Genomic DNA, 13,287 nt, shown 5'->3' with positions numbered 1-13,287 from the left:
TTTTAACACTAAAACTAAATCGGTTTAGTTTAATGCTAAATATTAAACTGTTCCACAAGATTTTCTAATCATAAATCCTGTTTCTAATATTACTTTTTTATCTACCGAACATTTTTTATTTTCTATATCTTTCAATAAAATCTCAACTGCGGCATCACCTATTTTATTAACTGGCTGTATTAAGGATGTTATTGGAGGATCTACCAAATCGAAAGCACTTAATTCATCAAAACTAACTATCGCTACTTCACTAGGTATTTTAATATTATTATTTTTAAGTTCTCTAACTCCCAAAGCCGTTAGATAGTGCGTTGAAAACACAATAGCATCTACAGTATTAGGAAACTTTATTAGTTCGCTTACAGCCTTTTTCATTTCCTCTTTGTACGTATCTGTACCTAATTCTTTGATATAACTTGTTTTGATATTATTTTCAACTAATGCTTCTTGATATCCTAAAAGTCGCTGTTTTAAAGCTTCTAAATCGGATTTTAATGATATAAAACCAATTTTTCGCCTCCCTAGATTTAATAAATGTTCTGTTGCTTTTTTTACACTACCAAAATTATCAACTAACACATAATTAGTTTCAATTTCTGGATAATGTCTATCAATTAAAATAAATGGAAAATTCATCTTTATAAGTAACTCAATATCTTTTTGATTTTGCTGAGTGGATGCAATAATTAACCCATCCACTTGACGATTTAACATAGACTGAATCAATTTTTCTTCATCAGCTGCATTTTCATTTGAACTACTAAAGACAACTGTATATCCAAACTCTTTGGCTCTTTTTTCTATACTACCAGCAATTTTGGCATAAAACGTATCTGAAATGTTTGGAATAATTAAGCCAATTGTTTCTGTTTTACCACGGCTCAACCCTCTAGCTAATTGATTTGGTTTATAATTATGCTTGTTTGCATACTCCAAAACTTTATTTTGAGTATTAATGTTTATCTTATTCTCATCTCCTTTTCCATTTAAAACAAAAGAAACTGTAGTTTTAGAAAGACCTAAATTTTGAGCGATATCTTTTAAATATAATTTTTTCAAAACAAAAACTAAATCGGTTTAGTTAAATCTTCAAAAAAAGAATGGAGTCCCATTCTTTTCTTCAAAAGTACACTTCTTTAAAAAGAAAAACAAATATATTTATCTAATAACTTTAAACGTAAAAGTCTTAAAATATTTGTTCTACTTTTTGTTACGAATTTACCTAATCTAGTTGTGTTTATTTAGTATTTGTATTAATATATTAAAAAAACTATTAAGTCTACATCAAAATAGTTTAACTTTTGTTCCTTTGACTCCACTAAAAGTCTATAGATAAATTTACCTGGGGTTTTTATTATGTACCGCTCTAAAATAAATTGACAACAAATCGACTTATCTTAGGGCAGTACAACCTTGTTATTATTTTTTTACAAGTTTTATACTTTGTGAATTATTATTTGTTTTTATTTGCGCAAAATACAATCCTGCTTTTAAATCAATCCCATTAATATTAGCTTCACTCGAATTAGGTAAAAACGATAATACCTGTTTACCTAAAATATCATACACTTGAATAGATGTTATATTCTGACTTTTAGACTTTACCGTCCAATTATCTTGCGTTGGATTTGGGTATGCTTTAAATGCTGTTAACTCGAAATCTTTAGTGTTTAAAGAAGGTGCAACACTACTTAGCATAACATTATCAATATATAAAGTACCTGGACCTTGATTTGAATAGACATCAAATTTGAATTGAAATAATTCGGTTGGATCAAAAGTCTGGCTAGTAAATTCCGAAATATCAATAATAACATGCTGCCATGATCCCTGTACAATTGCTATGTCTTCAGCTGGCGCATCTCCAGCAAGATTAGTTCCTATATAGTAAAAGGATTCTACAGTTGATCCTCCAGGGCCACTAATCATATCTATATAAAAATCATTTGCATTATCTGTATAATATTGAAAACTAACATAAGCAATAGGCGAACCTCCTATATTAGAAACGTCTACAGTTGAAGAGTTTGTACACCCAAAACCTTGGGCACCAAAATCAAACTCCCATGCTAAATTTGTACCAGCACTTGTATCAAGATCCGGCTCTCCTCCTAGAGCACCAAAACAACCCCCAGCATAATCAAAGCCGCCAGTATATCCGCCAGTGTCTGAGTATATATTAAAAACGTTTGCTACTGTAGTAGTTGGTTTAGGTGCTGCCGCTGGTGGCACTAAAGGCTCAATATTTGTTGCACCAGCGAAATCGTCTACTAAATAGGTATCTGAAAAACTAGCATTAGCATCAGCGGCATCTGTAAAAATCACCATTCTACCATAATTTCCTAATCCCGAAGGAAAATCTAAACTTATGTTTTGCCAAGCAGTACCTGTTGTGGTAAATTCTAATTGGGTATCTGCAGTAGTACCTAATTCAAATTTTAATAAATGATTTCCACTACCTGTATTATTAATAGGTTTAATTCTAAAGGTAATTGTATTGTTAGCATCGTCTGAAAGATCTACATTCTTTGCAAACTCTATTTGTGCATTATCCCACGCAGCAGTTGCACCTATAATTTGCATAACATCATCGCTCGCATTATCAGGATCGGTTGTTAAGCTAGTAACTGTATCTTGTCCACTAAACAATTCATAAGCATCACTAAAATCTATTGGTAAAAAAGCTTCAGGGGCTGCAGGAGGTGCTACATTTGTTCCACCAGCAATATCATCGATTAAATAGGTGTCTGAAAAACTAGCATTAGCATCAGCGGCATCTGTAAAAATCACCATTCTACCATAATTTCCTAATCCCGAAGGAAAATCTAAACTTATGTTTTGCCAAGCAGTACCTGTTGTGGTAAATTCTAATTGGGTATCTGCAGTAGTACCTAATTCAAATTTTAATAAATGATTTCCACTACCTGTATTATTAATAGGTTTAATTCTAAAGGTAATTGTATTGTTAGCATCGTCTGAAAGATCTACATTCTTTGCAAACTCTATTTGTGCATTATCCCACGCAGCAGTTGCACCTATAATTTGCATAACATCATCACTCATATTATCAGGGTCGGTTGTTAAGCTAGTAACTGTTCCTCCGTCGCCTCCCATTAAATGAGCAAGATCACTAAAATCAAAAGGGAGTGATTGCGAATACCCAAATGAGGCTGCTAAAAGGGTAAACATTAAAGTAATTTTTTTCATCATAATTTAGTTTAAGGATTAATTAATATTGTAACAAAACCAGTATTCATAAATGCTTCTATTGAAGTGAAACAAAAAACTGATTTGTGATATTTATAAATATATAGATGAATTATTGCTAAACCCTTATTTAACAACACTACAAAAAGCATACAATGCAATAAAAATTAATATTTCCTAAACTCTTATCAAAAACCCTTTGTAATGAAAGGATTTAAGGTTCAATATGTTTTCTAAAAAAGCTTCATTGTATTAAATTCTTTATTTTGTATGGGTTATGTAGTGGCAAAAACTGAAATTATATCACTACATATCAAACTGTTACCTCTCTCTACCTTGAATAAAGAATGATTACGAGAAAGGTTACTCAATTTTTGAATAAAATATATAGCTATTTTTTATTACTAAATAAGGATAATGGAGCACTGTTATTTGTTACAATAATTAAGTTTTTATTGCTCTGCTCGAGAATTTTAATATCTCTACTATCATCCGGCACATAAAATCCGCTTTCTGAAGGTTTTACATAACTGAAATTATTGTTTCCATCTCCTAAAAATACCGATCCAATTCCTGCATCGTAACGTGTTGTTTCAACTTCTACTCCGTAGTGATTTCCAACCGTTATAATATCATTATTTCCATCGCCATTAACATCTAAAACTAATGATGCTTTTATTGGAGAAACTTGTGCCTGTATTGGTAGTGATTTCCTTATAAGTTTACCACCATCATTTATTAAAATTATACTTTCAAAACTATTTATCTCGTAGATAACGGCATCATCTACTTTATCTTCAGGCAAAATGTCTAACAATTTTGAGGATGCAAAACTGTGATAATCCTTAAATTTTTCTGCCACAAAAGGCATTTGTTGGCTGGTGCATTCTCGCCCTCTTAATGGCACATAATCGTCTTTATAAAACTTTGAAAGTACGACATCATTCGTTCCGTTATTATCAAAATCGTTAGCATATAATTTGAATGGATGTTCTTTTGAAGCTTTAAATTTGTTGTTATTTCCTAGGTTTCCAATAATATAATCTTCGTCACCATCGTTATCTAAATCGCTTGTGGTAATGGACCACCACAAACCTCTAGAATCACCTAAACCAAGTTCTTCAGTAATATTACTAAATTCGCCATTGTTATTTTCCAAAACGGTAATTTGCATCCACTCACCTACTAATATTAAATCATCATCTTTATCATTATCAACATCAGTAAAAACTGCGTCGGTTACCATACCAATATTTTGTAAATCTGGAGCTGTACTATTTTGTGCTTTTTTATAAATTCCGCTCTCATTAATAAGCAAATAGCTGCTTGCAGGAAATCCGTATTTACCAGGTATAAGTCTAACTCCAACAAATATATCTAAATCGCCATCTGCATCAATATCTGAAGCTTTTACACATTGTGAACTTTCGTAAATATAGGGTAAAGCTTTATCCAGTTTTGCAAATTCACCTAAACCATTATTTATATAGAGTCTATCTTTTAATATTGCATTTCCTCTGGCAAACTCGCTTCCTCCACTAGCTATAAATAAGTCTTTATCATTATCGCCATCAATATCAATAAATAAACAGCCCAAATCTTCTGAATTTTTATCATTTTCCCAAGGTTGTGAAGAACTTTTAGAGAACAATCCATTCTGTTTTTTTTGAATATAAAGCACGCCACTTTCTCCCGCTGCTGCACCAACAAATATATCGTTTAAACCATCTCCGTTAACATCGGCAATGGTTGTAAATGGTCCGTTTTGAGATAATTTATGAGGCAATAATATTTCCTTTTTAAAATCATCAAATTTATTTTCTTTATGAATAAAAGGCATACCAATACTTGAAGCATTTAACTTTGAAAATAGTGCTTTGGTTTTGATATTATTATTTTCTAATACTTTTTCTGCTTTTGAATATTTTGCGATTAACGTTCTATTGGCATCAACATTTTTAAAAACATTTTTCTTTCCATCTTGCCATACCACCTCAACTTTATCTATTAAAATATCTTTTCCTAAACCAAAAAACATACCTGGTTCAACTGAAGAAAAATAGCCACGAGTTACCGTGTTTTCTGATATTTGCGTTTTATTATTATAATGTATTGTAGCTTTTACACCAAAACCGAATTTATTATCATCCGTTCCTTCGCATTTGATTTTTAAAAAATTTCCTGTTGCTTTATTTTCATAAACAAACGCTTCAGCTTCCATATTATTTATTACAACATCTAAATCGCCATCGTTATCTAAATCGCCATAAGCCATTCCGCTTGAATAACTAGTGGCATCAAAACCCCATCCTTTTGTAACTTTTTCAAAAACTAATTCGCCATTATTTTTATATACATAATTAGACAAAGGTTCGGAAGGTGCATCCTTTGTCATTCCAAAAAAATCTTTAGAATCGGTTGCTAATTTTTTATGTAAACCTGTTAAGAAATCATTATTTCTAATATCTTTTTTTATGCCGTTAGATATTATTAAATCTTTCCAACCATCATTATCCAAATCGACTAACAAACTGCCCCAACTCCAATCTGTTTTAGCAATTCCTGCCATATTTGCAACATCAAAAAAAGTACCAACACCCGTATTAACTTGCAAGGTATTCGCCATATATTGATAGTGTTTCCCTTGGCTAACCGTTTTATTAAACTCTTCTTCATTCATCGAACTCATGTTAGTTTTTGAGCGATAATGATCTTCCGCAGCCATATCTAAGGTTACCAAATCCATAAACCCATCATTATTAATATCGCCTGTATCTGTACCCATACTAAATCTAGATATGTGTTTAAGCGTATTATTAATAACGTTGGTAAACGTTCCGTCACCATTATTGTAATACATAAAATCTGGCTCGTCATAATCGTTTGCAACATATAAATCTGTCCAACCATCATTATTAAAATCTGATGCGTTTACACTTAATCCGTAAGCTAGTGCTTTAGAAATTTTAGTAGTATTTGAAGCATCAACATATTTTCCGTTTTCGTTTTTATACAACTTATCTGTATAAAATTTATAACGCTCTTTTGGGATATTTATATACCTTTTAAATAGTCTAGAATCTGGTGGTTGATTGACTTGATACAAATCTAAATCACCATCGTTATCCATATCAAAAAAAACGGCTTGTGAAGAAAATCCAGCATCAGCTAGTCCATAAAGCATAGCAGATTCGGTAAATGTTAAATCTTGATTGTTTATATATAATTGATTTTTTCGCTCTTCGGGTTTCATAGATTCGCCATTTCTACAAACGTAAATATCTAAGTAGCCATCGTTATTAACATCTGCCATGGTAACACCCCAAGACCAACCTGGGTTTATAGCTACTCTAGATTTTTTGGTAATGTCTTCAAACTGAAAATGACCTTTATTTAAATACAATCTATCGTTTACTTGATTACCACAAAAGAATATATCTGGCAATCCATCATTATTAATATCTCCAATAGCTACGCCAGCACCACTATATAACTGATTATAGTATAAGTGATTTACCGTTTTAGATTCTTTAATGGCATTATTAAAATCTATACCTGTTTTTTCTGAAGAAAGCAATTCTAATCCACCTATTAGTGTTTCAGGGTAAAGGTCGCGTTTAGGGTTATTGCATGATAACACAACAAAAATAATTACTAATAAAACGCTATATAGAGGTTTTGCTTTAATTATTTTGGTCATATATTTTTTTGTTTTTTTACAATTACAACTAGTATTTAAGCTTTTCGTCTTTATCCCAAATTCCCCAATAAGCTCCAACATCGCCTTCGGCTCCAACTTTCCAAGATTCATCAAAAGATGAAAAATAAAACATCTCTATATTGTCTTGTTGAGACCATTGTTGTGCATTAATAAAGTACTTTATCGCATTTTCAAATGAGGGCTGAGAACCTTTACAATTCGATCCTAAATTTGGCCATCCAGTTTCTGTAATAATTACTTTTTTACCATTTACTGCTTTTACAACTTGGTTATACATTTCTTTCATATAAATAAAAGCATATTCCAAAGGGCAACCTTCCCAAAACGGATAGCAGTTTGCTAAAATAACATCGCAGACTTCTGTGATTTTTGGACGATCTGTAAACTCATAATAAGCATCAACATATCCCATAGGAATATCTGGAATAGCTTCTTTTACTTGACGCATAAAATCTAAAAGTTCTGCTTCGGTTAAATCACCTCTGTACATTACTTCATTGCCAACTGCTGCAATATCAACATAACCATCTTTAGCAAGTTTAATAAGACCTGCTATTTCCTTTTTATTTATTTCAGCATCATCACCTAACCAAGCACCAACTAAGGTTTTAATACCATATTCTTTAGCAATTACTGGAATAAGTTCATTTCCATCGGTACATGAAAAAGAACGAATCCATTTAGTATAAGGTTTAATGATTTCCATTCGTCGCCTAATCTGCTGTTCAGTCACTTGAGTCCCTGGTTCTTGACCTTCTTCATAAGGACTAAAGCCTAACCCATGCATGCCGTTTTTTAATACTCTATTGAATATATTTTGTAATCCCTTTGTGGTTTTATTATCAAGATTAACTCCTGATAATGCCATTATTTTATCTGCTCTGTACGACATGGTTTCTAATGTTTAAAATGCTTAAAGTTCTCCTCTTCTTTTTACTAATTCTGCCTTTATCCCTCTTGCTCTATCCTCATTTAAGTTATACTTCCACATAATCCATACAGCTATAGCAGCCGTGGAAGCTGGTATAATAATATCAGCTATTCGTAACCTTGTCATAGATTCTGCTGTTTGAGTCACAGCACCTTCGTCAAAACCAACTAAACTTAATATGGCTCCACCAAGTACCAAAGAAATTGCCTGCCCTAGCTTTACAAACCACCAGTATATGGCACCAAAAGTACCTTCTTTACGAGGCATGCCATTTTCAAGTTCATCTAAATCACAAACATCAGCAGTCATACTCATCATTAAGGTAAATAAGCCCCCTAAACCAAAAGCCATAAGTGGAATAGGCAAGAACATTAGCCAGGGACCACCTTGACTGGTATCCATACTAAACCATGACATACCAATGCTGTCTAAAAAAGGATTGATTGCATCAAATATTGATACTACAAAACTGTTTAATCCTTTACCAAAACTTGTCTGATTGAATTGCTCATTTAATGCATTATCAAAGCCCCACCATTTAAGTATATATCCAATAATAGAAATGACTGTTGAAATAATAAAAGCTTTCCGCTTTCCCCATTTATTTGCAATACGAGAAATAATTGGAATAACCATAAAGGCAGTAACTACTGCGGTGAGTGAAGCAAACCAAGCTGGCCACGTGCTGGCTAGACCATAGTCTCCATTATAAATGTAAAATACAATGATGAAAAAACTGAATGAAGCTACCATTTGAAATCCATTAAACACTAAAAAAGTTGCCCCACACAATTTCATAAAAGGTTTGTTTTTAAACACTTCCTTTATGCCTTCCCATAATTCTTTAAAGCTAGATGATAATGTTTTAAGACCTATTTCTTTTCTATTTTCCATTTTCCCTGCATCAATTCCTTTACAGAATAGAGCTGGTAAAATTCCAAGCAAAGCGCAAAATAACCCAACCATTAGAGATAAATTACGAACCCCAGTCCCTTGTAATTTTTCGTTGGTTAATTTTTGTAATTCATCTCCTGAAAGCCCCATTTCTCCAATCGTTCTTAATGTTTCTTCATTTAAAGGAAACACGGTAGGGTCTGCAATAACCACCCAAAACCAAGGTACAAGCATCCAAGCAATTTGTCCAACAGTATTTGCAAATGCCATTAAGCGAGTGCGCTCATTATAATCAGAAGTCATTTCGTATCCTAAACCTACTAATGGCGTGGCATACATAGTGTTTCCAACAAGAAACAATAAAGACATCAATAGGAAATACCAAAAGTTAAACATGACTGAATTGTCTTCACTCATTTGGAATAAAAGCGCAAACAGTATACCGCTAAAAATAGCTCCAATAAAAATATAAGGTCGTCGTCGTCCCCATTTTGATTTGGTATTATCAGAAATAAAACCCATTATTGGGTCAGTAAGCGCATCGAATATTCTAGGCAAGCCACCCAACAAACCCGCTAAAAATGGATCCATTCCAAAAGCCGTTACCAAAAAAAACATAAAAACCGCTAAAGCTCCTGGTAATAAATTTAGTACTAAGTGCCCAGAACCAAAGGCCATTTTTTGTCCAAAAGGGACTTTATCTCTCTTCGGAGTTTTGATTTTTGACATAATTATGAGCTTTTAGTTGGTATTAAAATCGTTTGAATTGCCTTTTCACTTATTTTGATATGCACAGTGTCTTCACCAAGATTTAATGCAAAGCTTTTGGCTGTATCCCCTTCATTAAATAATACAACAGCAATTGAACCATCTGGGTTTTTAGCAGCAGTAACCATAAGTGTTTCGTCTGAATTCTCATGCGAAATCACTTTGGCACCTGGTCTTATATACTTGCTAAAATGTGACATGGTATAGTATAATGGTGTAAAATATATCTCGTCTTTTTCTGGGTCTACAATTACCGGAGCGACACACCAGTTTTCAAACCAATTTGGACCACCTTGTCTGTCTAATACCATGTTCCAGTCTACCCAACCATCTACCCAATTATTTAAACAACCAATAATATCTCTAGCATATCTATTTACTGGTGCATATTTAGGATGCAAATGTTTATCTTCTTCAGATGCCCAGTCCCAACCCCAATCGGTAGCTTCTTTTTTCCAATACCAAGCATCGTCTTGCCAAACAGGAACTTGAGAATCGACACAGCCTTCGGTTTCTATTAAGTATTTATTTGGTGCTTTGTTATGTGCATATTGTAAAGCCTCAGGGAAATAATCATAAGTACTCTCATACCAATGGATTGCAGTACCAGCAAAATATTTTGAAGATTCTTCTGTAGCAAACATGACATCGACCCATTCTTTTAAGCCTGCTCTATTTTGATCGTAACCAAGAATATTAACTGCTCCCATATTATCTGCTTCTAGCTTTGGTCCTAAATGATTTTGAACAAAATCTGTTTCTTCTTCAGGAGTAAAATGCATGCTCTCCCAATTATTACCATTTCCGTGAGGTTCATTAACAGGCGTTAAACCCCAAATATTAATGCCTTCAGCTTTATAAGCGTCTATATATTTAGAAAAAAACAAGGCGAATGTATCGTAATATTTTGGCAATAATTTTCCGCCAACATAGGCTTTGTTATCTTTCATCCATGGTGGCGCTGTCCAAGGTGAGGCTATAATTTTAAAACCATCTTTTGAAATTGCCATCGCATCTTTTATCATTGGAATTAAATCATCACGATCGTCATCGATTGAGAAGTTTTCTAACTCCATATCATCTTCAACTGATGCGTAGGTGTAATTATTTAATGAAAAATCGCAAGAGCTAATGTGAGTTCTTGTTAATGAATAACGAGCGCCTTCCTCACCAAAATAAGCCTGTAGAATAGTATCGCGATTTTTTTTGCTCAACTTGTTTAATAAATAAGCTGAAGACTCTGTAAAAGAACCACCAAAACCTGTAATGGTTTGAAGCGTTTGTTCCGGTTTTAAAGTTATATTAACTAGACTTTCAGCTGTTTTAAATTCTGTAATTCTGGTTAATTTATTACCGCTAGCTGAGGTTTCGTATACTTCAAAATTCATCTTTTTATGCTCCGTATTACAACTTGATAGTAATATCGTAATCATAAAAACCATTATGTAATTACGCTGCTTCATTTGTTTATTGTTTTAACTGAGTGTATTTGGTTTTTATAACACTGTATGTTTCTTTTTTGTTTCTATCAATGTCAACAATTCCCCAAAATTCTTCGTTTGGAGATCCATCGTAAGGTACGCCACTACTGTTGGGCGCCCAACCACCAATGTCTTGCTTGTCTGGGTTTCCTGCTTTCCACCAACCATCTGTAAATGAAAACATGGTGACACCAGAGCAAACCTCTTGGTTTTCAAAAATTTTATCTAAAATATTTTTATTGGCAGCAGCCTGTGCTTTTTCATTTATGCCTTTCTCAAATCCTGCCTTTGAAATGGTCATGTAGCTATCACCACCAGCTTCGGATAAATACATGGGTTTGTTGCTAACAGCTTCCCATTCGGTAAAAATATTTGATGGATTATCCCAACGATACACATTCATTCCCCAAACATCAATATTTGGACTCATTGATAATGCTAATGCATCTGGTAACTCGCCATGTGCTGTGGTTGTTGGATGTTTAGAATCGTTTTTATGAATTAATGCTGCGGCATCATTCATGGCTTTATACCAATTTTTCATATCGCCTTCAAACCACTCTGGATGATAATTGTATTCGTTACCCAATTCCCACATTAAAATGGATGGATGGTTTTTATACTTGTTTACATAATCGATACATGTTCCCGATTTTATATCAAAAACGCCATCCTGATCGTATCCAAAGCCTATAATCACTTTAATTCCAGCGGCATCTATGTCATCTAAAACTGCTTTATCATCAATAGGCACATAAACGCGAATGGTATTAATTCCAGCTTCAACCATTAAAGCTAAATCTTGAGTTAAAGTGCTGAAATCTGTTTTATTACTTCCTTTAGGAACGGGATGATAACAAATACCTTTTATAATATAAGGTGAACCGTTTACAAGAATTTGACGTTTGTTAACAACAACCACATCTGTTTGAACCTCATTTTTGCACGAGGTAAAAACACAAAATATTAAAAATAAAACGATGTAGTTTTTCATTTTTTTATTCTTTTATTGGTGGCACTAAAACGTCTTTCATTAAAGCGTTTTTATTGCCGTTATAGGTTTTTGTTATGGGTTGTCCGTTTCTAGTTAATCCTTCAAAAATGTCTTTATCAACCAAATCCCAAAGCGCATATTTAGCTTGACCGTTTAGTTTAAAAAGTCCAAAATGATTTTCTGAACCTAGTGCGTTTTTAGCATCTTTCCATTGCTCATCAAAAGCTTCAAAATAAAAACATGAAATATTGTTTTTGTTAGTCCAATCTCTCATAAGTTGATAATATCTACCAGACTTATACTCGTCTGCTGCTTTCGATTCGTTTGCGCCATAATGCCCATTTGAAAGTGTAGCCCAACCTGTTTCGCCAATATGCACAGGTTTATTTACGCCTAGACTTTTCATGTATTTTGAAACTTCGTTGTATTGATTAACAGCAAATAATTTAGCACGAAGCATCGCTCTTTCAATTTTTTCAGCATCTGATAACGCAATTTCATTATGAGGAACCCTCCAGAATTCTGGGTTATAATGAGAATTGTGCATAGGGTAAGTATGCATTGAAATATAATCTACTACTTTAATTATGTTTTCTAAATCTGGTGTACGATAACTTGGATCGCCGCCGCCCCAAGATGCAAAATCATCGGAACTTGTAATCCATATATCTTTAGAAATTTTTCCTTTTTGCTTTAAATCTTGTAAATGGTTTACCCATTTTAAAATTACGCTGGGTTGCACGTAATAACTTGTTGCCCAACGTACCATAGCTTCGTTACCAACCGCAATTACCTTTACAATGTCTGGGTATTTGTTTGCCAATGCTACAACTCTATCTATTTCTCCAGCATTTTGTTCGCTTTCAACATCGTGATTGGGCGCTTTGTCTGTCCACGCATTTTGGCAATCTATCCACGCCCCTAACATAACGTATATTTCGAAGTTTGAATCTTCACTTTTCAATTCACTAATGGCTTTCAATAAGTTTGGTACTTGTTGCAATTGCACATTGTACGTCCGTAACATTTTAACACCCAAAGCGGCAAGAATCTTCATGTCATCTTTAAGCTCTTCAATAGTGGGCTGAATATCCCTCGACGTTTGCCTGTAACCTCCGTAAGAAATAGCCAAATAATCTGGGTTGCCTAAAATATCTTTTGCTGTTATCTGTCTTTCTATTGCCACTTGATTTTTTGTTTCCTTTTTAGTTTTATTTACACATCCAATTATTAAAACAAAAAGCGTTAGTAATGCTATTATTTTGCTAATATGTAAACCTTTTAATATCAT

The 13,287-nt window shown here is 33.3% G+C and carries 8 protein-coding genes; all 8 read right to left on the bottom strand.

What is annotated here, in order from left to right; genetic code table 11:
* Positions 1-42: 42 nt before the first annotated feature.
* Positions 43-1,059: a LacI family DNA-binding transcriptional regulator gene (locus RG22_RS14855; protein WP_034044678.1), complete on the bottom strand. Its 1,017-nt coding sequence runs from the start codon at positions 1,057-1,059 to the stop codon at positions 43-45.
* 360 nt (positions 1,060-1,419) lie between these two features.
* Positions 1,420-3,210, bottom strand: a complete 1,791-nt coding sequence (locus RG22_RS14850; RefSeq protein ID WP_081997742.1) for a T9SS type A sorting domain-containing protein — start codon at positions 3,208-3,210, stop codon at positions 1,420-1,422.
* Positions 3,211-3,598: 388 nt separating this feature from the next.
* Entirely contained in the window at positions 3,599-6,907 is a 3,309-nt protein-coding gene (locus RG22_RS14845; protein WP_034044675.1) for a VCBS repeat-containing protein, read from the bottom strand.
* A 28-nt stretch (positions 6,908-6,935) separates the two neighbouring features.
* Complete coding sequence (locus RG22_RS14840; protein WP_034044674.1) at positions 6,936-7,820, bottom strand: glycoside hydrolase family 17 protein; 885 nt, start codon at positions 7,818-7,820, stop codon at positions 6,936-6,938.
* Positions 7,821-7,841: 21 nt separating this feature from the next.
* A complete protein-coding gene (locus tag RG22_RS14835) occupies positions 7,842-9,482 on the bottom strand; it encodes an MFS transporter (protein ID WP_034044672.1) in 1,641 nt (546 codons plus the stop codon).
* A gap of 2 nt (positions 9,483-9,484) precedes the next feature.
* Positions 9,485-10,984 carry a glycoside hydrolase family 30 protein gene (locus RG22_RS14830; RefSeq protein ID WP_034044670.1) on the bottom strand — a complete coding sequence of 500 codons (1,500 nt, stop codon included), beginning with the start codon at positions 10,982-10,984 and terminating at the stop codon, positions 9,485-9,487.
* 4 nt (positions 10,985-10,988) lie between these two features.
* Complete coding sequence (locus RG22_RS14825) at positions 10,989-11,996, bottom strand: glycoside hydrolase family 2 TIM barrel-domain containing protein (protein ID WP_034044668.1); 1,008 nt, start codon at positions 11,994-11,996, stop codon at positions 10,989-10,991.
* Between the two features lie 4 nt (positions 11,997-12,000).
* Positions 12,001-13,287 carry a glycosyl hydrolase family 17 protein gene (locus tag RG22_RS14820; protein WP_052143768.1) on the bottom strand — a complete coding sequence of 429 codons (1,287 nt, stop codon included), beginning with the start codon at positions 13,285-13,287 and terminating at the stop codon, positions 12,001-12,003.

It is taken from the genome of Wocania ichthyoenteri Th78 (assembly GCF_000789235.1).
GTDB classification, from domain to species: Bacteria; Bacteroidota; Bacteroidia; order Flavobacteriales; family Flavobacteriaceae; genus Wocania_A; species Wocania_A ichthyoenteri.
The sequence above is the reverse complement of the archived record's forward strand: the minus strand, read 5'-3'. Positions and strand labels throughout refer to the sequence as shown.

Excerpts from the sequence above, each read along its gene's own strand:
- RG22_RS14850 (WP_081997742.1), bottom strand. The coding sequence starts at position 3,210 with ATGATGAAAAAAATTACTTTAATGTTTACCCTTTTAGCAGCCTCATTT.
- RG22_RS14845 (WP_034044675.1), bottom strand. The coding sequence starts at position 6,907 with ATGACCAAAATAATTAAAGCAAAACCTCTATATAGCGTTTTATTAGTA.
- RG22_RS14840 (WP_034044674.1), bottom strand. The coding sequence starts at position 7,820 with ATGTCGTACAGAGCAGATAAAATAATGGCATTATCAGGAGTTAATCTT.
- RG22_RS14835 (WP_034044672.1), bottom strand. The coding sequence starts at position 9,482 with ATGTCAAAAATCAAAACTCCGAAGAGAGATAAAGTCCCTTTTGGACAA.
- RG22_RS14830 (WP_034044670.1), bottom strand. The coding sequence starts at position 10,984 with ATGAAGCAGCGTAATTACATAATGGTTTTTATGATTACGATATTACTA.
- RG22_RS14825 (WP_034044668.1), bottom strand. The coding sequence starts at position 11,996 with ATGAAAAACTACATCGTTTTATTTTTAATATTTTGTGTTTTTACCTCG.
- RG22_RS14820 (WP_052143768.1), bottom strand. The coding sequence starts at position 13,287 with ATGATATTAAAAGGTTTACATATTAGCAAAATAATAGCATTACTAACG.